The 21,763-nt window shown below is 47.4% G+C and carries 20 protein-coding genes; 6 read left to right on the top strand and 14 right to left on the bottom strand.

From position 1 onward, the window contains the following. Positions 1-229: 229 nt before the first annotated feature. Positions 230-2,830, top strand: a complete 2,601-nt coding sequence (gene clpB, locus BUR42_RS09615) for an ATP-dependent chaperone ClpB (protein WP_074239023.1) — start codon at positions 230-232, stop codon at positions 2,828-2,830. 475 nt (positions 2,831-3,305) lie between these two features. Next, positions 3,306-3,791 carry a nucleoside deaminase gene (locus BUR42_RS09610; protein WP_074239022.1) on the top strand — a complete coding sequence of 162 codons (486 nt, stop codon included), beginning with the start codon at positions 3,306-3,308 and terminating at the stop codon, positions 3,789-3,791. Positions 3,792-3,793: 2 nt separating this feature from the next. Here BUR42_RS09610 and BUR42_RS09605 read toward each other — a convergent pair whose 3' ends face one another. The 4 genes from BUR42_RS09605 to BUR42_RS09590 form a co-directional block, all read right to left on the bottom strand. Continuing rightward, entirely contained in the window at positions 3,794-4,144 is a 351-nt protein-coding gene (locus BUR42_RS09605) for an anti-sigma factor family protein (protein ID WP_074239021.1), read from the bottom strand. Positions 4,145-4,167: 23 nt separating this feature from the next. Continuing rightward, the gene (locus BUR42_RS09600; RefSeq protein ID WP_074239020.1) at positions 4,168-4,737 is read right to left on the bottom strand and encodes an RNA polymerase sigma factor; all 570 of its coding nucleotides are present in this window, start codon (positions 4,735-4,737) and stop codon (positions 4,168-4,170) included. A 69-nt stretch (positions 4,738-4,806) separates the two neighbouring features. After that, positions 4,807-5,874, bottom strand: coding sequence for a tetratricopeptide repeat protein (locus BUR42_RS09595; RefSeq protein ID WP_074239019.1), 1,068 nt, complete (start codon positions 5,872-5,874; stop codon positions 4,807-4,809). Next, the gene (locus BUR42_RS09590) at positions 5,867-6,421 is read right to left on the bottom strand and encodes an RNA polymerase sigma factor (RefSeq protein WP_074239018.1); all 555 of its coding nucleotides are present in this window, start codon (positions 6,419-6,421) and stop codon (positions 5,867-5,869) included. The genes BUR42_RS09595 and BUR42_RS09590 overlap by 8 nt, the downstream gene beginning before the upstream one ends. A gap of 72 nt (positions 6,422-6,493) precedes the next feature. Here BUR42_RS09590 and BUR42_RS09585 point away from each other — a divergent pair, with 72 nt between their 5' ends. Continuing rightward, positions 6,494-7,255, top strand: coding sequence for a C40 family peptidase (locus BUR42_RS09585; protein WP_074239017.1), 762 nt, complete (start codon positions 6,494-6,496; stop codon positions 7,253-7,255). 58 nt (positions 7,256-7,313) lie between these two features. Here the strand turns inward: BUR42_RS09585 and BUR42_RS09580 are convergent, their stop codons facing one another. The 5 genes from BUR42_RS09580 to purE form a co-directional block, all read right to left on the bottom strand. After that, positions 7,314-7,688 carry a sulfite exporter TauE/SafE family protein gene (locus tag BUR42_RS09580; protein ID WP_074239016.1) on the bottom strand — a complete coding sequence of 125 codons (375 nt, stop codon included), beginning with the start codon at positions 7,686-7,688 and terminating at the stop codon, positions 7,314-7,316. 6 nt (positions 7,689-7,694) lie between these two features. Then, a complete protein-coding gene (locus BUR42_RS09575; protein WP_074239015.1) occupies positions 7,695-8,234 on the bottom strand; it encodes an inorganic diphosphatase in 540 nt (179 codons plus the stop codon). A gap of 239 nt (positions 8,235-8,473) precedes the next feature. Further along, positions 8,474-8,935, bottom strand: a complete 462-nt coding sequence (locus BUR42_RS09570) for a nuclear transport factor 2 family protein (RefSeq protein WP_084185480.1) — start codon at positions 8,933-8,935, stop codon at positions 8,474-8,476. Between the two features lie 90 nt (positions 8,936-9,025). Next, complete coding sequence (locus BUR42_RS09565; RefSeq protein ID WP_074239013.1) at positions 9,026-9,988, bottom strand: PhoH family protein; 963 nt, start codon at positions 9,986-9,988, stop codon at positions 9,026-9,028. 100 nt (positions 9,989-10,088) lie between these two features. Continuing rightward, a complete protein-coding gene (purE, locus tag BUR42_RS09560; RefSeq protein ID WP_074239012.1) occupies positions 10,089-10,544 on the bottom strand; it encodes a 5-(carboxyamino)imidazole ribonucleotide mutase in 456 nt (151 codons plus the stop codon). Between the two features lie 227 nt (positions 10,545-10,771). Between purE and BUR42_RS09555 the strand changes: the two genes are divergently transcribed. Both BUR42_RS09555 and BUR42_RS09550 read left to right on the top strand, forming a co-directional pair. Then, positions 10,772-13,372 carry a PAS domain-containing protein gene (locus tag BUR42_RS09555; RefSeq protein WP_074239011.1) on the top strand — a complete coding sequence of 867 codons (2,601 nt, stop codon included), beginning with the start codon at positions 10,772-10,774 and terminating at the stop codon, positions 13,370-13,372. A gap of 7 nt (positions 13,373-13,379) precedes the next feature. Beyond that, entirely contained in the window at positions 13,380-13,772 is a 393-nt protein-coding gene (locus tag BUR42_RS09550; RefSeq protein ID WP_074239010.1) for a response regulator, read from the top strand. Here the strand turns inward: BUR42_RS09550 and rpe are convergent, their stop codons facing one another. The 5 genes from rpe to thrA are packed head-to-tail and all read right to left on the bottom strand — an operon-like array spanning position 13,773 to position 19,980. Further along, on the bottom strand, positions 13,773-14,429 hold the full coding sequence (rpe, locus tag BUR42_RS09545; protein WP_074239009.1) for a ribulose-phosphate 3-epimerase: 657 nt from the start codon (positions 14,427-14,429) through the stop codon (positions 13,773-13,775). A 27-nt stretch (positions 14,430-14,456) separates the two neighbouring features. Then, positions 14,457-15,272 carry a tetratricopeptide repeat protein gene (locus BUR42_RS09540; protein ID WP_143197396.1) on the bottom strand — a complete coding sequence of 272 codons (816 nt, stop codon included), beginning with the start codon at positions 15,270-15,272 and terminating at the stop codon, positions 14,457-14,459. A 19-nt stretch (positions 15,273-15,291) separates the two neighbouring features. Then, positions 15,292-16,587 (bottom strand): threonine synthase, encoded by a 1,296-nt coding sequence (thrC, locus tag BUR42_RS09535; protein WP_074239007.1) that lies wholly within the window; start codon positions 16,585-16,587, stop codon positions 15,292-15,294. Positions 16,588-16,593: 6 nt separating this feature from the next. Continuing rightward, a complete protein-coding gene (locus BUR42_RS09530; protein WP_074239006.1) occupies positions 16,594-17,532 on the bottom strand; it encodes a homoserine kinase in 939 nt (312 codons plus the stop codon). Positions 17,533-17,538: 6 nt separating this feature from the next. Continuing rightward, positions 17,539-19,980 (bottom strand): bifunctional aspartate kinase/homoserine dehydrogenase I, encoded by a 2,442-nt coding sequence (gene thrA, locus BUR42_RS09525; protein WP_074240518.1) that lies wholly within the window; start codon positions 19,978-19,980, stop codon positions 17,539-17,541. 616 nt (positions 19,981-20,596) lie between these two features. Here thrA and BUR42_RS09520 point away from each other — a divergent pair. Beyond that, on the top strand, positions 20,597-21,754 hold the full coding sequence (locus tag BUR42_RS09520) for a homogentisate 1,2-dioxygenase (RefSeq protein WP_074239005.1): 1,158 nt from the start codon (positions 20,597-20,599) through the stop codon (positions 21,752-21,754). Positions 21,755-21,763 lie beyond the last annotated feature (9 nt).

Genomic DNA, 21,763 nt, shown 5'->3' with positions numbered 1-21,763 from the left:
ATGATGTGCATGTCTCGAATACTGTTCTATAACAGGTATAAGGGTAAGACAGTTTAATGACGCGGAAAATTAACAGGGAAACTGTTAAAATAGCAGGCGTAACATATATTAACTGAAATTAATGCAGGTGAAAACAGCTATTCCTGTCATAATTGCTGATTTTCGGGATTGGACTAACATTTGCGAACCCTAAACAACGAAAAGTTAAAAGGAGACAAAAGCATACAATATGAACTTAAATAACTTCACTATTAAATCGCAGGAAACACTGCAGCAGGCACAGCAGCTGGCCTTCGATCACCGCAACCCGGCGATCGAAACGGGGCATATACTGAAGGCCCTGCTTTCCGATGATGATAATAGTATAGAATATCTGCTGAAGAAGAATGATGTGAATACGGCATTCCTGGATACCAAACTCAATGAGACCATCCAGAAATACGCTGTGATCACAAACGGAGAGGGCGGGCAGGTATTGAGCAGAGAGGCTAACAATGCCGTTCTCCGCGCAGGTTCCAGCATTAAGGAGTTCAAAGATGAATTCGTTAGTGTGGAACACATCCTTTTAGGATTATTAGGTGGAAGTGACGATACCGCGAAGCTGCTGAAATCAGCAGGTTTAACAGAGAAAGGATTAAAAGCGGCCATCAGCGAATTACGCAAGGGCGGTACCGTTAATTCACAAACTGCCGATGCACAATATAACAGCCTGGAAAAATACGCCAAGAACCTCAACGAACTGGCACGTGCCGGTAAACTGGACCCGGTGATCGGGCGTGATGAAGAGATCCGCAGAACACTGCACATCTTATCCCGCCGTTCCAAGAACAACCCCATCCTCGTAGGTGAGCCCGGTGTAGGTAAAACAGCCATTGCCGAAGGACTTGCACACAGGATCATTAACGGGGATATCCCGGATAACCTGCATAACAAGATCATCTATGCACTGGATATGGGCGCGCTCATGGCCGGTGCCAAATACCGTGGTGAGTTCGAAGAACGCCTGAAAGCCGTAGTGAAAGAAGTGGGAGACAGTAATGGCGGTATCATCCTCTTTATAGACGAGATCCATACCCTCATTGGCGCTGGCGCCATGGAAGGCGCAATGGACGCGGCCAACATCCTCAAACCTGCATTGGCCAGGGGGGAGCTGCGTGCGATCGGTGCCACTACGCTGAATGAATACCAGAAATACTTTGAAAAAGACAAGGCCCTGGAACGCCGCTTCCAGAAAGTGCTCATAGATGAGCCGAGTGTGGAAGATGCTATTTCCATCTTAAGGGGTCTGAAAGAAAGATACGAGAACCACCATCATGTACTGATCAAAGACGAAGCGATCATTGCTGCAGTGGAACTCTCACACCGCTATATTACAGACCGTTTCCTGCCGGACAAGGCTATTGACCTCATAGACGAGAGCGCTGCAAAATTACGCCTTGAAATGAACTCCATGCCGGAAGAACTGGATGAACTGGAACGCAGGATCCGCCAGCTGGAAATTGAAAGAGAAGCGATCAAGCGGGAGAATGATGAAGATAAACTGAAAGAACTGGGAACAGAGATTGCCCGCTTAAGTGATGAAAGAAACACCTTCAAATCCAAATGGCAGCAGGAGAAAGAGCTGGTAGATAAGGTACAGAACGCGAAAGCCAGTATCGAGAACCTGAAGCTGGAAGCAGAACAGGCAGAACGGAATGGTGATTTTGGAAGGGTAGCTGAGATCCGTTACGGGAAGATCAAAGAACAGGAAAAACTGGTGGAAGACCTTAGCGCAGAACTGAACACACTTTCTACCAACCATAAAAGGTTATTGAAAGAAGAAGTAGACGCGGAAGATATTGCGCAGAATGTTGCCAAAGCAACCGGCATCCCCGTAACGCGTATGCTGCAAAGTGAAAGAGAAAAATTACTGCACCTGGAAGATGAACTGCATAAAAGGGTAGTAGGGCAGGATGAAGCCATCATAGCGGTAGCGGATGCCATCCGCAGAAGCCGCGCCGGCTTGCATGATCCCAAACGCCCCATCGGTTCTTTCATCTTCCTGGGTACTACCGGGGTAGGTAAAACAGAGCTCGCCAAAGCATTGGCAGACTACCTGTTTGATGATGAAAGCATGATGACGCGGATAGACATGAGTGAGTACCAGGAGAAACATGCCGTGAGCAGACTGGTGGGAGCGCCTCCGGGTTATGTGGGATATGATGAAGGTGGCCAGCTGACAGAAGCGGTGAGAAGAAAACCATATTCTGTGGTACTGCTGGATGAAATTGAAAAAGCCCATCCTGATGTATTCAATATCCTGCTGCAGGTGCTGGATGACGGACGCCTTACCGATAACAAGGGACGCGTGGTGAATTTCAAGAACACCATCATCATTATGACCAGCAATATGGGCAGCCATATCATACAGGAGAACTTCGAAAAGATCACGGATGCCAACAGGGAAGATGTAGTGGATAAAACGAAAGACGAAGTGATGAACCTGCTGAAACAGACTATCCGCCCTGAGTTCCTGAACCGTGTTGATGAAGTGATCATGTTCCAGCCGCTGATGCGTTCAGAAGTGAAAGGCATAATTAACATACAATTACAACAACTAAAAGATCTGGTAGCTAAAAATGGCATGATATTGGAATTCTCTGATTATGCTTTGGAATACCTGGCAGAACAGGGGTATGATCCGCAATTCGGCGCAAGACCTTTGAAACGCCTGATCCAGAAGGAGATTGTGAACCTGCTGAGTAAGAAGATACTGGGTGGAGACATTGACCGGAGCAAACCAGTCCTGGTAGATGTGTTTGACGGAGTAGTGGTGATCAGGAATAATTAACAAGTCTATTCTATATACGACGATATACAGTTACAGGTAACAAACCGGGAGATTCTTCTCCCGGTTTTTTTTATGCCCAAACAGGTAGCGCTCAATAGATTGCAAAATACAACAAATTAATATTTTGTATAATCTGATTCAGCCCTTATATTGCAGCAGGGAAAGCCGGGAGATGCCCGGTATGCTGAGTACCGTATTTATTGAAAACCTTAACTACAACATGCTGCTGTCAGCAGGCAGTTTTATGCTCAATTAACGCTTCTTTTTTGCATTGATTAACGGTCAGTGCTACACGATAATTACCTGTTCAGATCGGCGTGATACAAGCAAAGTTTGCCTGCCGGTGAAACGTTGTGTGTGTTAGGATGATAAAGAGAGGTAAAAGGCCTGCAGGAAGGGCGTGGAGTTTGGCTCTGCGCCTTCCCCTGTACGGTGATGCGCCTAAAGCCTTACCTTTGCAGGGAAACTGAACCCTATGTATCAAATCGGCGAAAGAGAAAAGAAGTTTATGGCCATAGCCGTTGAGCTTTCCAAACGGGGCATGCAGCACGGAGATGGCGGGCCTTTTGGTGCTATTGTTGTGCGTGGAGAAGAAGTGGTGGGAGAGGGCTGGAACCAGGTATTGAAATACAACGATCCTACTGCGCATGCTGAAGTGGTGGCTATCCGGGATGCCTGTACGAAACTGCAGACCTTTCAGTTAAATGACTGTGAGATCTATACCTCCTGCGAACCCTGCCCCATGTGCCTGGGTGCTATTTACTGGGCGCGCCCGCAGAGAGTGTTCTATGCCAATACCAAGGAAGAAGCTGCCCTGATCAATTTTGATGATTCCTTTATTTACAACGAGATCAATGTGCCGCACCGGCAAAAGAAGATACCTTTCATTCCTTTCCCCAATGAAGCGGCGCAGGAAGTATTCCGCCTCTGGGATCAGAAAGGGGATAAAAAATTATACTGATCTTATCTGCTGGTAAAATGATATAACCAGAACACCGCTATGGCCAGGAACAGTATCAGCAGGGAGATGATGGCAATATAGAGATAATAGTGTTCTTTCCTTTTCTTACGTGTTTTTTTGCGTAACTTCTGTAACAGGTCCCACTTGGCCTGCCTTAACCAGCCCGGGATCTGCTCTTTATGAGAGATGGTTGCCAACCCTTCCACTGCTTCACTGCATAGTTCACAGTCTGCTATATGGCGTTCCACTTCATGCCTTTCGGCAGCACTCAGCTTGTTTTCCACATAAGCCAGTAACTGATCCTGGGTAGGACAGGCAGTTTCGGTGAATATGTCTGTGAAATGATCGTTCATAATAATGCTTTCGCTAATGCAAGTTAGCGTTTATTTTTACTGTACTTTTCCAATAATAATTTCAGGTTCCTTTTCCCGTTCTGGATATAGCTTTTCACCTGTAGCAGGCTATATCCCGTTTGCGCTGTGATCTCCTGGTAGGATTTCTTCTCCAGGTAGAACATCCGCACGCAGGTGCTTTGTTCCTTATTCAGCAGCTCCAGTGCATGCTCCATGTTTTCCAGCATTATATCCTTCTGTACATGTTCTGCCACATCGGGCACTTCTGCAGCGCCGGGCATCTGCAAATAGCCTTCCTTCAACTCCAGGTCTTTATGATGGCGTAATTGCATCAGGCAATGATTGCGCGCCACCTGGTAGATCCAGGCTTTGAAAAAGATCACATCATGTTTATGGATATCGGATAAAACCTTCAGGAAGATCTGTTGCACGCTATCCCGTGCATCTTCCTCGTTCTTAAGATATTTCATACATAAACCCAGTAAAAGGATGGCATACCGGTCAAACAAAATGCCTATCCAATCACTGTTGCCATCGGTCTTATACCGCTGCAAGAGTTCCTGGTCTGTAAGATGATCGCTGGGTTGATTCACAGTGTAAAGATAGATTTCTCCATCAAGATGCAGAAGAAAGGATAATCCATAAAAGAGAAGAAAATAAACTTAGTTCAGGTTATTCAATTCCGTTTGTGCCTGCGCTTTTAAAGGGCCTTCCATGCGAACGATCTCCCGCAGGAGCCTGCGGGCTTTACCGTTCTGGCCTTTGGTGCGGTAGCAGAGTGCCAGCTGATATTTGGCGCGTTCGGAGAACTTATAATTGGTAGAGAGTTTTCTGAATTGGTCGATGGCTTCATTTACATTGCCCTGCTGCTGGTATAACATCGCGGCGCGGAACAGGGATTCGTCGCCGGTGGTGACAGGCCTGGCCGGCTCTTCCTCTTTATCCTTTTCTTTTTCTTTCTCTTTCGGTGCAGGTGCAGGCGGTGGTGTGGCGGCTACTGTTTTTTCTTCCTTAGGCGGTTCTTTTACTTCAGGTTCTTTAGGCTGTGTGCGTGTGTTCGTATCCGTTACAGGTGCTTTTTTGATGGTATCTTTGGCCGCTGGCTTTTTAGCAGCGTTTTTTGCAGCGGCGGCTAACAGCGCGGAATCCTTTGCTGTCAGTTTAAGTTTAACAGTGGCAGTGCTATCCTTTGGCCTGGTGCTGTACTGTGTTTGGATAACAGGCGTTTTGGTTTCATTCGCCAGTAGCTCCACGGAAGGAGCAGGCGTACTTTGCTGTGGTGGAATAACGGCATCCGTTGTTTTAACCGGAATGGCCGCCAGCACAGGCCTGTTCTTAAGATGCTGCTGTAATAAGAAGATGCTTCCTCCGCCCAGTGCGAGGAACATGATCACCCAGAAGTAGGACAGCAGGCTTTCCCTGGTATTGTTGCCCTGCACCGTACGGCGTGCTTTCAACGGGGATTGCTGCTCAACAGGCGCATATTCCCTTTGCAGGTAAAGACTTAACTGTTTGCTTAAACGTTCGTAAGGCTCCTGGTTTTTTGTGTGCTGCAGGCTCTCAATAGCATCGTGGCAAAGATCGCAATCCACCAGGTGTTGTTCTATCAGGTGTTTTTCCCAATCAGTCATATTCCCGTTAAGGTAACGGGGAAGCTGGTCCCTGCTGAGACAGCGCACAGGGGTGAAGATCTTGAAGATCCTTTCTGGTCTTGTAGAATCGTTATTCATATGCCTGGTCCATCAAATGTGTAGCTAGTTTCTTCTTTACTCCTTTCAACGTATGGCGAACTTTATCTTTGGAAATATTCTGCTTTTTAGCGATGTCGCTGAATGATTGTTGCTCCAGGTAGAATTGCGTGATCAATTGAAGATCCTCTGCATTTAGTTTGGTAAGGGCTTTTTCCAGGTGCGTCATTAAAGCTTCCTTGGCAATAGGGTTGTTCCCTGCATGTTCTATACGCGTTTCAAGGCGGTATAATGCCTGGTTGGGATAAAAAACGGGTACGCTCGTACCTTTGCCGAAATAGGATTGAACCAATGCGTAAACAGATTCGTTTAACTTACCAAAGGCGGTTTGAACGCGGGTGTATAACTGTTTGGTGAGTTCCGGCAGTGCAATTTCTGCTGTTTTTTCACTGGTAAGCCTGGGCAGGCTCACTGCTACCAGCAGGTGGCTGTACCGGTCCAATAGAACACCTGCTGCCTCCCGGTCCTGGAATTTTTTGATCCGGAGCAGCAATTCTTTGTCAGTTAAGTTATTTAACAGGAGGTGCATAAGCTTATTACTATATTTACGCAGTTTTGTAGTAAAAGTTCATTCACAGTTCATATTATTTAAACAATTAACATGCCATTTGCAATCACGATTGTGCCCATTATGCCCCTGCGTGCTGAGCCTTCCCACAGAAGCGAAATGGTTTCGCAGGCATTGTTTGGAGAATGTGTTGAAACAGAGCCACTTACCAACGAAGGTTGGATCAAGGTAAGGATGCAGTATGATGGTTATGAGGGCTGGGTAACAGCTGCTCACCTGGAAACCATTACTTTGGAAGAGTTCAATGCCCCCTTTACGCATATTGCTAACCAGTGGGCGGCCCGTTTGTCTGTGAATGATCAGCCGATGTATATTCCTTATGGCTGTATGTTAAAGCTGGATAATCCCGTTTGGGGCAATGTTAAAGTGGTGCCGGAATCCGGCATAGAAGTCTATAAACAACCCCGTTCTCCTAAAACGAGCTGGCATACTATTGCACATTCTTTCCTCAATACGGGCTATTTATGGGGTGGTAAATCGGTGTTTGGGATAGACTGTTCCGGATTTACCCAATCTGTGTATAAAATCCTCGGCATACCGCTCCTGCGGGATGCTTACCAGCAGGCTACACAGGGAGAACTTGTTTCCCTGATCCAGGAAGCAAAAGGAGGGGACCTGGCCTTTTTTGATAACGAGGCGGGTAAGATCACGCATGTGGGCATCATGCTGAACGATCAGCAGATCATTCATTCCTCCGGAAAGGTGCGGATAGATCCTATTGACCACCAGGGTATCGTGAATGCTGATACGGGGCTGAGAACCCATAACCTGCGGTTGATCCGCCGCTTATTCTGAATGAAAAAGGCTGACCGGGAGATGGCCAGCCTTTCCTGTAAAAAACGATAATACCGGTCTAGTTCTTGTCAAAAAACAGCATCTTCACAGCCACTGCTATCATGAACAGTGCGAAGATGCGTTTGATGAGTGTTTCGGGGATACTTACGGCCAGTTTCCCGCCTAAGTAGCCACCTGCTACAAAACCTATTGCAATAAAAGCTACCAGCTTATAATCCACAAATCCCTGCTTATAATACTGCATCACCGCCAGGATACCTACCGGCAGCATAAGCATGCCCAGTGAAGTGCCCTGTGCCTGGTGCTGGCTGAGGCCAAAGATGTACACCAGTGCCGGTACGAGTATGATCCCGCCGCCTATACCCACAATTCCGGAGAAAACACCGGCTACAAGGCCGAGTAATAATAGACCGAGGATGAGTGGGTAAGCCATAAGCGGTTATTTTTGCGGGAAGGTTTTATTGTACAGTTCAAAGCTTTCGAGGATGATCTGTTCTGCTTTTGCCTTGTTCTGGAACTCTTCCACTTTTACGGTCTTGTTCTCGAGCTTTTTGTATTCTTCAAAGAAGTGACGCATTTCATCAATAAAGTGCGGCGGCAGTTCAGAGATGTCGTTGATATGGTTCACGCTCATGTCATGGGCTGCAACGGCAATGATCTTATCGTCAGCTTCGCCGCCGTCGATCATCTGCATTACGCCGATCACTTTCGCGTCTACCATGCATAAAGGCACACAATCTATCTGGGAAAGGATGAGGATGTCCAGCGGATCATGATCATCGCAGTATGTTTTAGGAATGAACCCGTAGTTGGCGGGGTAGTACACAGAAGAATATAATACACGGTCCAGTTTCAGTAAACCGCTTTCTTTGTCCAGTTCGTATTTGGCACGCGATCCTTTGGGAATTTCAATGATACCTGTTACCACATGAGGTACTTTATCCCCGGGACTAACGCTGTGCCATGGATTTGTTGTCATAATTCAATGCTTCTTTTAAAATTAGTATATCAATTCACGTTTACAGTTCTAACAGGCCCAAAGCAGCTCTAAAAGCCGTTCTGCGGCAACCAGTTCTTCATATACGGGATGGTGGAAAAAAAGGCGCTGGTTTGCTATAAAGGCGCAAAATTAAGGAACAAAAGCGGGAATAGCTGTAAAAAATTGGAAATAACAGGTGTAAAGGGCCGGCAGCAGTGTGGACTAATGCCGGGCCAATATCAATTAGCTTTAGAAGAATCCGCAGCCGGGGGAGTGGTCATGGAGTTCATGTCCATTGAGCCTGGCGCCACATATGTAGGAAGGATGCTTTCAAGTGTCAGGGATATTTTCCATTGACCGTTCTCTTTTACCAGTTGCAGGGTTTCCTGCTGGTTGGCGGAAGAATTGAGGATGGTAACTGTTGCTTTGTCTCCATCCTCTTTATGATCAACGATCTTCAACTGTGCATTTTTGATCTTTTCACGTTCATTCTCGTTGCGTTTGCCGTCAAAAATGGAGTAAAGCAATATAACCTGTTGCGATTCTTTGGTAGCAAATTCTTTAGCACGTTCGAAGTTTGATTCCTGAAAAGCGTGCATAAATTCCATGGCTACCTCCTGTGGTTCAGGGCGTTTCTTACAACTGGTAAAAAGCACTCCCAATACACACATCAAAAAAACAATTCGCCTGTAATAGCTCATGTGGTTGATAGGTTAAAGTTATATTTCATTAACAAAAATAACAGGAATCAAATAATTGCGCAACTTACAATAATGACTGTTAAGATACTGTTAATTAGTATCCTCCTTTGCAGCATCATAGGCCTTGATGATGGCTTTCACAAGGCGGTGACGAACAACATCCTCTTCATCCAGTTCCAGGTATCCGATACCGTCTATATTCCTCAATATGCGGGTAGCTTTATCCAGGCCGCTTTTCTGATTTTTAGGCAGGTCGATCTGGGTTTTGTCTCCCGTAATGATGGCTTTGGCAGATGCACCTATCCGGGTAAGGAACATTTTCATCTGAAGGTCTGTACAGTTCTGTGCTTCATCCAGCAGGATGAAAGCGTTGTCCAGCGTACGGCCGCGCATATAAGCAAGCGGAGCGATTTCAATGATCCGGTTGGTCATGAAATAACTGAGCTTATCTGCCGGGATCATATCGTCCAGCGCATCATACAGCGGGCGCAGGTAGGGATCGATCTTTTCCTTCAGGTCGCCGGGCAGGAAACCAAGGCTTTCGCCGGCTTCCACCGCAGGGCGGGTGAGGATGATCTTCCGTACAGCCTTATTCTTCAAGGCCCTTACGGCAAGGGCTACTGCTGTATAGGTTTTACCTGTACCGGCCGGCCCGATGGCAAAAACGATATCGTTCTTGTCTGCCAGGCTTACCATCCTTTTCTGGTTGGCAGTTTTGGCGCGGATCGTCCGGCCATTGGGGCCAAATACCAATACTTCGTTGGGATTGTGGTCTTTGAAGTGATCTATGTTGTTGCTTTCTTCATCGCCAAGGATCTGCTCAAAATAATTTTCGCTGAGTTGACCGTTACGTTCGAGGTAGCTAACAATCTGTCCGATCTTTTCCTTGGCCGTGGCCACTTCCTCCGGAGATCCGGAAAGTTTCAGCTGGGTACCGCGGGATAAGATCTTTAACAGGGGGAACTTCTTTTTTAACAAGTCCAGTTTTCCGTTGTTGACCCCGAAAAATTCAATGGGATTTACATTTTCCAGATTAATGATCGATTCTGTCAAGTGCGGTTCGATTTAAGGTGAGTCTGCATTTCGGATCTGAACGTTGTCAACCGGTTACGAAGAGGATGTCAGCTTTCATCCATCCGGAACAATCATTCCACTAGATCCTGTATCCGTTTTGTTTGAACGCTTCTACGCGCTCTGCTATTTTCTTATCACTTAAAGCCAGGATACGGGCAGCCATAATTCCGGCATTCCTTGCTCCGGCCTTACCTACCGCCAGTGTACCTACGGGCAAACCTGCAGGCATCTGCACAATAGAATATAAAGCGTCTACACCACCAGGTAAACCACCTTCCAGGGGAACACCCAGTACAGGTAAGGAAGTGTAGGCCGATACCACGCCTGGCAGGGCGGCAGCCATACCAGCAGCAGCAATAATCACACCAACACCTTGCGGCTGTGCGTTAACAACAATTTCACGTACTTTTTCGGGATTGCGGTGAGCGGATGCCACCACCAGTTCGCTTTCAATGCCAAAGAACTGTAAATAAGTCTGTGATTCCTGCATTACGGGCTTATCACTCTCGGAGCCCATGATAATTAATACCTTCATCCTGCTAATTCGATTTTTTAACTTGCTTATGTTTAAACGTTTAAAACGACTATTTCGTTTTATCGCTTCAAAGATATTTAAAAGTTACACGCAACCCCGAATACGGGTATGAATTTTTTGAAAACACAGAGAATGATACCCTTATCCCATTATAATAGCACTAAATTGTATAATATATTGAGTACATTTGGTGCTTCGCAACCGCCTATGCCAAATTGAATGCGTACATGAACTATGCCTTGCTGAACCAGGTGGTGGAGGCTTTACCGGATTCCGCCGCAGTGTTTGACACGAACCTGCAGTTACTGGCAATGAATCAAGCCTTTGTCGAGAATAACAAAAAACACCTGGGCATTGAATTGAAAGAGGGGGATAGCCTGCAGATCTTATGCAAAGGCTACCCGGACCTCGCACAGCAGTCCCTGCACAACTGGAAGCGCGCCCTCGCCGGCGAGCGTTTCAATTTTGTATTGTCTTTCGGGAATCCCGGCCGCCAATACGAAATAAGGTTCAGCCCCTTATTTGATGAAGAAAAACGCGTTACCAGCGTGCTCATGATCACCCGGAACATTCACCAGGAGGCACAGGCACAGGAAAGTGAAGGTTTTTTCCGCAGTGTGCTGGAGAACCTGCCGGTAGGCCTGCATGAATTCACCCCGGATGGCTGGCACCGGAATATGAACGACGCACAGCGCCAGATCCTGGGCGACGCACATCCTGCCGTTAATAATCAACCTTATAATGTACTGGAAGACCCCTTCAACCGCCGTACCGGCCTTACCGGACTGCTGGAAGAAGTAAGGATCAGGAAGGGACCTGTTAAAAAGGAAATGTTACTGAAGTATGCGGAACAACATGAAGGTACCGTTACCCGCATTCAGCCCCTTTATTATGAAGCCACCGGCTTTCCGGTGATGGACCGCAACGGGGAGATCGCCTACCTGTTCCTCATCCTCAGCGAGATCACAGAGAAAAAACTCGCCGTACTGAGCCTTGAAAAGAGTGAACGCCTCCTGCATACCATTGTGGAGAACCTGCCGGTAGGGTATATCCAGTTTGATCACTACGGCTTTATCCGCCGCGTGAATCAAACGCAACGGAAGTTCTTCAGCCAAACAGGTATTGAAGAGCAGCCGGATGGTATTATGATGCGTGATCCTTTCTCCCGCCTGTTTGAACTGGACCAGCTCTTCCAGGAGGTGCTGCAAAAAGGCAAGATGATCAGGATGGAGAAAAAAGTGGATATCCCCATCGGGAAAATGCAGCGTGAATTCTTCCTGGACCTCACCATGTTCCCTGTGGAAGACCCGGTGGATAAAGACCAGATAGTGGTAGCACTGGTGAATGATATCACGGATAAGAAACGGCAGGAAATAGAGAACAGTAAAACACAGGACTTCCTGATGCAAACCGGGGAGATCGGTAAGATAGGAGGCTGGGAGCTGGATATCATCACCAACCGGTTACGCTGGAGCGCACAGACATATAAGATCCATGAACTGCCCCCTTATGCGGCCATGACAATTGAAAAGGCCCTGTCCTTTTACACCCCGGAATCCCTGAAGCGGGTGGAGCATGCCATGGCTGCCTGTACGGAAAGGGGCAAGGCATACGATATACAGGTAACGCTGAACACTGCACGTAATAATGTGATCCAGGCAAGGACCATCGGGAAACCGGAATACAAGAATGGCCGCCTCATCCGTATTTACGGCGTGATCCAGGATGTAACGGAACAATTCAAGATCAGGGACCAGCTTACCCGTAACACGGAGCTGATGCGCCTTTTCTTTGATACCATAGACATGGGATATGCCGTGATGGATAAAGAGGGTAAAGTGAATTTCATTAACCGCAAAGCGCAGGAGATCGTAGATCATGGCAAAGTGATAGGCCGCAATATCTTTGAAGTGTTCCCGATGCTGGTAGGGTCTACCTTCCACGCCAGGATGCAGCAATGTATGAACCAGCAGACGCCGGTTTCTTTTTCCAATTACCGGCCGGAGCTGGACAAATGGTATGAGTTCCTGCTGGCACCCATGCAGGATGGCAGCATCTCTATCTTTACCCGCAACATTACAGACAGTAAAAAGATGCAGCGGGAATTGCGGAAGGCCAACGACCAGCTGTCTTCCCTGAATAAATACCTGGTGAACCAGAACAAACAGCTGGAAGACTTTGCCCACATTACCTCCCATAACCTGCGGGCCCCCATCGCTAACCTGAAAGCGCTGATGCAGATCATGAACGAAACAGACGAAGAGCAGGAGAAAGAGCTGTACCGCAGCATGTTCCAGGAGGTGATCAAAAACATTGACGAAACATTGAATGATCTGATAGAAGTAGTGCAGATCCGTAAAGACCTGAATGTGGAACGGGAACGGCTGGTGTTTTCAGAACGTTTGCAGAAAGTGAAGGACATCCTTTTTGTAGATATGGAAACCAGTGGTATCCGCCTCACAACAGACTTTGCAGAAGCGCCTGATATTGAATATCCAAGGATCTACCTGGATAGTATCCTGCAGAACCTGCTTACCAATGCTATCAAGTACCGGTCCCAGGACCGTACGCCTACGCTGCACCTGCGCAGCTGGACGGTAGACGGTGGCGTGATACTCACGGCAGAAGATAATGGTATGGGCATTGATATGGAACGGTATGGCGCAAAACTCTTCGGATTCAGGAAAACATTTCATAAGAATAAGGATGCCAAGGGAATAGGGCTGTTTATCACCAAAAGCCAGATAGAAGCGATGGGAGGAAGTATACAGGCCGAAAGCCAACTTGGCGTTGGAACCAAATTTATCATTACCTTCAGCCCCGAATAGAACCTCTATGAAGCCGTTACATTCGATCTTTATAGTAGATGATGACCCCATTCATCAGCAGATCACAGAGATCATGCTGGATCGTTTGAGCATCTCTAATGCCGTTACCAAATTTTCTGATGCACAGGATGTGTTGGAACATATCCGCGCCCAGTGCAGCAATGCAAGCGAATTGCCGGACGTGATCCTCCTTGATCTCAACATGCCGGTAATGGATGGCTGGGAATTCCTGGAAGCATTTTCACAGGTACGCCCCTCCCTGATCAAACAGATCAAGGTATATGTATTAACGTCCTCTATCGATGAAAAGGATAAAGAAAGGGTGAGTAAGTTCACCTTTGTGGAAGGCTATCTCACTAAGCCACTGACCAACGATGTGATCCTCAGTTTAGGAAAGTAATTATTGCTTTAAAGCCAGGATCGTGGCCTGCGGATCGCGGGATGCGAATACTGTATTGCCGGCCACCAGTACATCTGCACCGGCATCAAGGATCCCTCTCGCATTATCCACTGTTACCCCTCCGTCTATTTCTATCAATGCTTTTGAACCACTCGCATCTATCAGCTCCCTTAATTTACGGATCTTGGTATAGGTCTGTTCAATGAAATGCTGCCCGCCGAAACCGGGGTTCACGCTCATGATCAATATTACATCTGCATCTGTGATGATGTTTTCCAGCAGGCTTACGGAAGTGTGCGGGTTCAGTGCTACGCCGGCTTTCATGCCTAAGCTTTTGATCTGCTGGATGTTCCGGTGCAGGTGATGGCAGGCTTCTATATGTACGGTGAGGATATGTGCGCCTGCTTTGGCAAAAGCTTCCGCGTATTTCTCCGGTTCTTCTATCATTAAATGCACATCATTCACTTTCCTGGACAGTTTGGTAACCGGTGTTATAACGGGGAATCCAAAGCTGATGTTCGGCACAAAACGGCCATCCATTACATCGAGGTGTAACCAGTCTGCTGCACTATTATTGACCATTTCCACTTCCTTGCCTATTTCCAGGAAATTGGCGGCAAGCAGGGAAGGAGCGATGAGCGGTGTTTTCTTTTCCAAGGGCTGATGATTTTGAGATGTACAAACCTACTTAAAATTGTTGGCTAATGCGGAATCGAGCAGGGCCTTTGCCTCCGGGTAGTCTTTTTTGAAAGAGAGCGCTTTGGTAAGGTCGTCTACCCCTGCTGGTTTATTACCCAGCATCAGGAATGCCCTGCCACGGCTGTAAAAGTTAAGGGCAACGGTAGGATCTGCCTTTGCGGCCAGGTTGTAGTAACGCCAGGCTTCCTGCCAGTTACGCTGCCTTGCCATGATATTCCCGAGGCCAATATAAGCAGGGCTGTATGCAGGATTTAATTCAACTGCTTTCATATACCGCAGCCTGGCCTGCTTTTCATTCCCCATTTGCTCATTACATACGGCCGTGCCGTAAACAGGTTCTGCCTGCGTGGAATCTATTTCCCAGGCCAGTGCATAATAGTTAATGGCTTTATCCGGAGCATGCTGGTCCAACAGCAGATCGCCGGCCATCATCACGGCTTCATATTCGCTGTTCTTACCTTTAAGTGCAATCACTTTGGCCAGGTAGGCGAGCGTGGCAGTATCATCCTTTTTATTGAATGCTATCAGCGCTTTAATGTAATAGGCTTTGTCCAGGTGCTGCGTATCCTTTGCAAGGATAATAGCCTGGCTGTCTGCCGCTTCCAGCTGATTGTTTTCGATCAGTGCATTGGCAAGTGTGTTGCGTAGTTCTGCATTCGTTGGGTTTACCTGCAGGTCTACGCGCATATTGGCGATAGCGATGGATAGGGAGTCTGTGATCACCGCTGTTTTTTGCTCCTGCCCGCCTGGCTGGCAGGCAGCAAAAATGATCAGCATAGAAAATAAACGTAAAAACTTCATGGTTCAAACATAAGCGATTTTATTGCATTAACCATGCCTTCATCTGCTCATAGTCCGCGTCCATTTTTACGGATACTTTCTGTTTATCGAAGAGCTGCATAACGCGCTCAGGCGTGTCTATTTCTTTTTGCAGATCTTCCGGCATTGTGTTCGCAAATTTTACCGGATGGGCTGTTTCCAGGAAGATGCCGGTATGGCCGGGATGCGACTGCATATACTTTTTCAATCCCAGGTATCCTACTGCCCCGTGAGGGTCCATGAGGTATTGGTGTTTGCTGCATACTTCTTCCATCGCCGCCACTGTTTCTTCATCTGTGAAACGGTAGGCAGTAAGGCTGGCTTTCAGGCCTCTTTCGTTCTGCGCAAATAATTGCAGGATGCGTACAAAATTACTGGGGTCTGTTACATCCATTGCGTTGGAGATAGTAGGAACAGGTGCCAGTGGCTCGTAGGTGCCATTTTTGAGATAGCGGGGAACCGTATCGTTTACATTGGTGGATGCAATGAAGTGAAGGATGGGCAATCCCATTGCCGCAGCCATCATACCCGCGCATATATTGCCGAAGTTTCCGCTGGGAACAGATACAACGGCATCTTTGCGCCATTGTTTCACTTTACGGTAAGCCATAAAGTAATAGAACATCTGCGGAAGCCAGCGGGCTACATTGATGGAGTTAGCGGAAGTCAGCTGCCGGTGTGCCTGCAGTTCCTGGTCCAGGAAAGCAGTTTTCACCATCCGCTGGCAGTCATCAAAGGAGCCTTTGATCTCTAAAGCACTGATATTGCCGCCGAGTGTGGTGAGTTGTTTTTCCTGCAATTCACTCACTTTGCCGGAAGGGTAGAGGATCACCACCTGAACACCGGGAACGTTGTAGAATCCGTTAGCCACAGCCCCCCCGGTATCTCCGGAAGTAGCTACCAATACAGTGACGGGTTTATCGTCTCCGCGGCGGAAATAACCCAGGCAGCCTGCCATGAACTTAGCACCCACATCTTTGAAGGCCAGTGTAGGGCCGTGGAATAACTCCAGTGCATACACGTTTTCTTCTACTTCCCTTAAAGGGAAGGGGAAAGTAACGGTATCGCGGATGATCTGTTTTAAATAATTATCAGGGATATCCCCGCCCACAAAAGGCTGGATCACCTTACGTGCAATATAGAGCGGATCGTATTCTTCCAGCCGCTCTATGAAATCTTTTTCCAGTTTGGGGATCTCTGCAGGGAAATACAATCCTTTATCAGGAGCAAGTCCCTGTATAACCGCTTCCCGGAATGAAACACGGTGCTGGTGATTCTGTAAGCTATAGTACTGCATAATATTTTAAATTACTCTTACGCCGGAAGTGCTGATCCGGGAAACATAAATTTTGTAATCCACACCCAGCGGGGCGTAGATCTTTTCCATCATATCCGCTACGGAGCGGGCATTACTTTCTCCTTTGCTCAGCATAAACACAGAAGGGCCGCTGCCGGAAATACCACCACCTAATGCGCCGGCTTCTTTACAACGTATCTTCAGATCATGGAATGCAGGGATGAGGATAGAGCGGATCGGCTCAACGATCACGTCTTCCAGTGAGCGGCTGATCAGGTTATAGTCTTCCTGGTAAAGGCCGGCCACTAAAGCGCCAACATTACCCCATTGACGGATCGCATCCTTTAGTAGCACCTTTTGTTTTAGGATCTCCCGTGCATCTGAAGTTTTCACTTCTATCTGCGGATGGATAACGGTAACCCACAGATCATCCGGCGTATGCAGGCGCACGATGTCCAGGGGCTGGTAACTCCTCACCAGTGTAAAGCCACCGATGATGGCGGGTGCCACGTTATCCGCATGCGGGGTGCCTGAGGCCAGCCGTTCACCTTCCATGGCAAAGCGCACCAGGGCTTCCGGAGAGAAATGATCGTTCAGTAATTTATTGGCACCAACCACGGCACCTGCAGCGCTGGCTGCGCTGGAACCTATGCCGCTGCCGGGTTGTATGTTCTTTTTGATGCTTACTTCAATGCCCAGGTCTGGCTGGCCATATTCCTGCAACATAGCCATCAAAGCTACGCCGGCTACGTTCTGCGCTGCTTCCAGCGGAAGTTTGGCGCCTTCAATAGCAGTGATCTTTACACCGGGCGTATGGCTGATCCGCAGTTCCATTTCATCCCCCGGGGCATCCAGTGCGAGACCTATTACATCAAAACCGCAGGCCACGTTGGCTACAGTGGCCGGAGAAAATACCTTAACGGATTGTAAATTTTGCTTGTTCATAAATATTTATCTAACGGTTCTGATGATATCTGCAAATATGCCGGAGGCAGTTACATCTGCACCTGCGCCGGCGCCTTTCACGATCAGCGGTTGTGCGGAATAACGGTTGGTAGTGAACAGTACAATATTGTCCTTCCCTTCCAGGTGATATAAAGGATGTGCAGGGCCGATGGATTGCAGGCCTACAGAGGCAAGCCCGTTATCGTACTGCGCCACGAACTTTAAACGTTCTCCTTTGCCTGCTGCTGCCTGTAAGAGCTGCTGAAAATGAGCCGCGTGTACATCCAGTTGTTCGTAGAATGCAGGAACGTCTTTGGCATTCAGGCAATCATCCGGCAGGAAGGAATTATTTCTGATGTCTTCCATTTCCAATATAGCGCCGCTTTCCCTGGCCAGGATCAGGATCTTGCGCATCACATCTTTACCACTCAGGTCTATCCGCGGGTCCGGTTCTGTGTATCCTTCATCCTGTGCGGCTTTTACTACCTCACGGAAGTTGGCGCCATTCACAAAATGATTGAAGATGAAGTTCAGGCTTCCGCTGAGCACTGCCTGGATGGTTTGTATCTTGTCCCCGCTGCGCACCATGTCGTTCAGGGTATTGATCACCGGTAAGCCGGCTCCCACATTTGTTTCGAACAGGAAGGACGCATTGAACTTGCGGGCAAGGTCTTTCAGCTTTTTGTAATTAGCATAGTCGGCAGAGCAGGCTATCTTGTTGCAGGTTACAACAGAGATACCGTGCTGGAGGAAGGTTGCGTACAGGCCTGCTACTTCATCGCTGGCCGTATTATCCACAAAAACACTGTTCCGCAGGTTCATGGCCTGTACCTTTTGTGCAAACCGGGCGAGGTCCATACTGTCGCCGGCTGCCAGTTCTTCTTTCCAGTGCTGCAGGTTGAGCCCGCTTTCGGAGAAGCGCATTTTCCGGCTGTTGGAAATGGCGATGATCCTTACCTGCAGGCCAAGCTCATCCAGGAGGTATTGCTGCTGTAATTGCAATTGCTCTAATAGTTTGCCGCCTACATTGCCTGTGCCTGCCACAAAAACGTTCAGCTGTTTGGCCTCTGATTCAAAAAAGGCTTCGTGCATCACGTTCAATGCTTTCCTTACATCACTCTTATTGATCACAGCGGAGATGTTCTTTTCGGTAGAACCTTGTGCAATGGCCCGCACATTAATAGCGTTACGGCCCAGTGCCCCGAAGAATTTTCCACTCATACCATGGTGGTTCTTCATATTATCACCTACCACGGCTACAATGCAAAGGTCCTTTTCCACGATCAGCGGTTCTATGCGTTTGTCGTGGATCTCCTGTGCAAATTCACTGTCTACCACTGCCTTTGCTTTGAGCATATCACTTTCGTGTATGCCTACAGTAATGGAGTGTTCCGACGAACTCTGGGTGATCAGGATCACATTCACCTTTTCTCTTAACAAGGCATCGAAGAGCCTTTTGGAGAATCCGGGAATACCTACCATGCCGCTGCCTTCGAGGGTGAGCAAGGCAATCTTCTGGATGCCGGAGATACCGGTTACAGGGAAAGCTTTTTCTCCGTTATCCTGTATCAGTGTACCATAATCATCCGGGGCAAAAGTGTTTTTTATCCAGATAGGGATACGGCGGTTCATTACCGGTTGAATGGTGGGCGGGTAGATCACTTTGGCGCCGAAGTGGGAAAGTTCCATTGCTTCTTCATAAGAGATGCGGGGAATGGCAATGGCTTGCGGCACGAGACGTGGATCGGCGGTCATCATCCCGCTTACATCCGTCCATATTTCCAGTACATTGGCATCCATGGCCGCTGCTACAATAGCAGCGGTATAGTCAGAGCCGCCACGGCCAAGGGTAGTGGTTTCTTTATCGATAGTAGCGGAAATGAATCCCGGCAATACCACGTATTCGGATTGCTGATGCTGGAAATAGCTGGTGATCTGGTGATCGGTGATATCAAAATCAACGAGCGCATGCCCGAACTGTGCATCTGTGGCAATTAGCTCACGACTGTCTTTCCAGGTGGCAGAGAGCCCTGAATGTTTGAGCTTTTCTGCTACGAGCCAGGAGGAGAGGAGTTCTCCAAAGCTCATGATCTTGTCCAAAGAACGTTTGCTGAGTTCTTCTACCTGGAAGATACCGTCACATAAAGATTCCAGTTGATTAAGCTGTTTCTTCACCTGGCTGAGCAGCCCGCTTTGTACCGTGATGGGGAATAAGCCACGGATGGTATCCAGGTGTTTGGCTTCAATTTCCTGCAGGAGGACCTTGTATTGTTCCTGCCCCTGACCGGCCAGCTGACCACATTGAATTAGCTTATCCGTTATACCGCTCATCGCTGAAACAACAATCGCCATATTACCCTTACGCTTATACGCAGCTACAATGCTGCAAACCTGCTCTATTGCCTGGGTGCTTCCTACGGAAGTACCTCCGAATTTTAAAACTTGCATGAAAAGTATATTGATGAATAGAAATAGGGCATCCCTGCCTGGGTGTACCATTAACTGGTCGATGGACGATATGTAATAATTAACCCCCTATGGGGTTGTGGTGGTGGTTGTTGTAATAATAGTGCCGTACACGCTCGAAGAGAGTGGCGCGATACGGATAATATGTGAGGAGAATAAATACACTATTATTTTATGACTTTTACATTACAAAGGTGTGGCATTTAAACCGAAAATGCAAATGGTTATTTCAGATTTAGAAAATATCTAAAAAAGATGGATTCCTCCCTTTTTACGCTATGATAGAGCGTTTTACAGGAATTGCACTGATAAGAATGTAAGTATATTCAGACAATATTGTGACAAATTCACCTTTAAGCAAGGCGCTCATCCCATTTAAAACTTTTCCTTGTTTTATAAAAAATAACTGTAATTTTAAGGCCTCATGCATTCAATGCTGTCATATAGTACACAAAGCAATTACTGCTGCCTCATGGCTACTCTGGCCATGGATTCGTCCTTATAATCTTCTCTGTTTTCCATCTTTTTTTAATTCAATCTGTTATTAATGTATTGCCGATGTTCCGGCTTTATTATTAATACGCTAATTAAACCCATTATGCCACAGTACCACAAGCTTGGGCAGATCCCGCATAAGCGGCATACGCAGTTCCGTAAACCGGATGGTAAATTGTATTCCGAGCAGCTCTTTTCCACGGAAGGCTTTTCTTCCCATTATTCCCTGTTGTATCACTGCCACCCGCCTACGGAGATCGTGAAGGTAGATGAACCTTACAGTGTGATGCCGCATGTAGCGGAAGAGAAAATGCTGAAACACCGCAGCTTCCAGGGCTTTTCCATAAAACCGGAAAGCGATTACCTGAAAAGCCGCAAGCCGGTACTGGTGAATAATGATGTACATATTTCACTCGCTGCGCCACAGCACAGCACCAAAGATTACTTTTATAAAAATGCAGATGCAGATGAACTGCTGTTCGTTCATGAAGGCAGCGGCATCCTGCATTCCCAATACGGCATGCTGGAATTCGGATATGGCGATTATCTCGTGATCCCACGCGGTACTATCTATCAGCTGGAATTCTTCAATACAGATAACCGTTTGTTCATTGTGGAATCTTTCAGCCCCATCCGTTTTCCCAAACGTTACCTCAGCCACTACGGGCAGCTGCTGGAAAACGCACCTTTCTGCGAACGGGATATCCGCCAGCCGCAACACCTGGAAACAGTAGACCAGGCAGGGGATTTCACCATCCTCATTAAAAAGAAAGGCATCATGTATCCTATCCATTACGGGCATCATCCTTTTGATGTGGTAGGATGGGATGGATGTGAATACCCTTATGCCTTTTCCATTCACGATTTTGAGCCGATCACAGGCCGCGTGCATCAGCCGCCGCCGGTGCATCAGACCTTTGAGGGGAACAACTTTGTGGTATGCTCCTTCTGCCCGCGTTTATTTGATTATCATCCGCTGGCTGTTCCGGCCCCTTATAATCACAGTAATATAGACAGTGATGAAGTACTGTATTATGTAGATGGTGATTTCATGAGCCGTAAACATGTTACCCGCGGTATGATCACCCTGCATCCGGCAGGTATCCCGCATGGTCCGCATCCGGGCGCGGTGGAAAAAAGCATAGGTGCAAAAGAAACAAAAGAACTGGCGGTGATGGTAGATACTTTTCATCCTTTACAGATCACCAGAGAAGCACTCGACATTGAAGACCAGCAATACGTAATGAGCTGGGCAGAATAAAATAAAAAA

The organism is Chitinophaga niabensis (assembly GCF_900129465.1).
GTDB lineage: Bacteria > Bacteroidota > Bacteroidia > Chitinophagales > Chitinophagaceae > Chitinophaga > Chitinophaga niabensis.
Note: the sequence above shows the minus strand (reverse complement) of the source record. Positions and strands in the feature narration are given on the sequence as shown.

What these genes read in the sequence shown, in the direction of transcription:
- BUR42_RS09580 (WP_074239016.1), bottom strand. Translation starts at nt 7,688, where the DNA reads ATGGCTTACCCACTCATCCTCGGTCTATTATTACTCGGCCTTGTAGCC.
- clpB (WP_074239023.1), top strand. Translation starts at nt 230, where the DNA reads ATGAACTTAAATAACTTCACTATTAAATCGCAGGAAACACTGCAGCAG.
- purE (WP_074239012.1), bottom strand. Translation starts at nt 10,544, where the DNA reads ATGAAGGTATTAATTATCATGGGCTCCGAGAGTGATAAGCCCGTAATG.
- BUR42_RS09530 (WP_074239006.1), bottom strand. Translation starts at nt 17,532, where the DNA reads ATGAACAAGCAAAATTTACAATCCGTTAAGGTATTTTCTCCGGCCACT.
- BUR42_RS09555 (WP_074239011.1), top strand. Translation starts at nt 10,772, where the DNA reads ATGAACTATGCCTTGCTGAACCAGGTGGTGGAGGCTTTACCGGATTCC.
- BUR42_RS09540 (WP_143197396.1), bottom strand. Translation starts at nt 15,272, where the DNA reads ATGAAGTTTTTACGTTTATTTTCTATGCTGATCATTTTTGCTGCCTGC.
- BUR42_RS09575 (WP_074239015.1), bottom strand. Translation starts at nt 8,234, where the DNA reads ATGACAACAAATCCATGGCACAGCGTTAGTCCCGGGGATAAAGTACCT.
- BUR42_RS09520 (WP_074239005.1), top strand. Translation starts at nt 20,597, where the DNA reads ATGCCACAGTACCACAAGCTTGGGCAGATCCCGCATAAGCGGCATACG.
- BUR42_RS09590 (WP_074239018.1), bottom strand. Translation starts at nt 6,421, where the DNA reads ATGCACCTCCTGTTAAATAACTTAACTGACAAAGAATTGCTGCTCCGG.
- BUR42_RS09610 (WP_074239022.1), top strand. Translation starts at nt 3,306, where the DNA reads ATGTATCAAATCGGCGAAAGAGAAAAGAAGTTTATGGCCATAGCCGTT.
- BUR42_RS09595 (WP_074239019.1), bottom strand. Translation starts at nt 5,874, where the DNA reads ATGAATAACGATTCTACAAGACCAGAAAGGATCTTCAAGATCTTCACC.
- BUR42_RS09570 (WP_084185480.1), bottom strand. Translation starts at nt 8,935, where the DNA reads ATGAGCTATTACAGGCGAATTGTTTTTTTGATGTGTGTATTGGGAGTG.
- BUR42_RS09605 (WP_074239021.1), bottom strand. Translation starts at nt 4,144, where the DNA reads ATGAACGATCATTTCACAGACATATTCACCGAAACTGCCTGTCCTACC.
- thrC (WP_074239007.1), bottom strand. Translation starts at nt 16,587, where the DNA reads ATGCAGTACTATAGCTTACAGAATCACCAGCACCGTGTTTCATTCCGG.
- BUR42_RS09585 (WP_074239017.1), top strand. Translation starts at nt 6,494, where the DNA reads ATGCCATTTGCAATCACGATTGTGCCCATTATGCCCCTGCGTGCTGAG.
- thrA (WP_074240518.1), bottom strand. Translation starts at nt 19,980, where the DNA reads ATGCAAGTTTTAAAATTCGGAGGTACTTCCGTAGGAAGCACCCAGGCA.
- BUR42_RS09550 (WP_074239010.1), top strand. Translation starts at nt 13,380, where the DNA reads ATGAAGCCGTTACATTCGATCTTTATAGTAGATGATGACCCCATTCAT.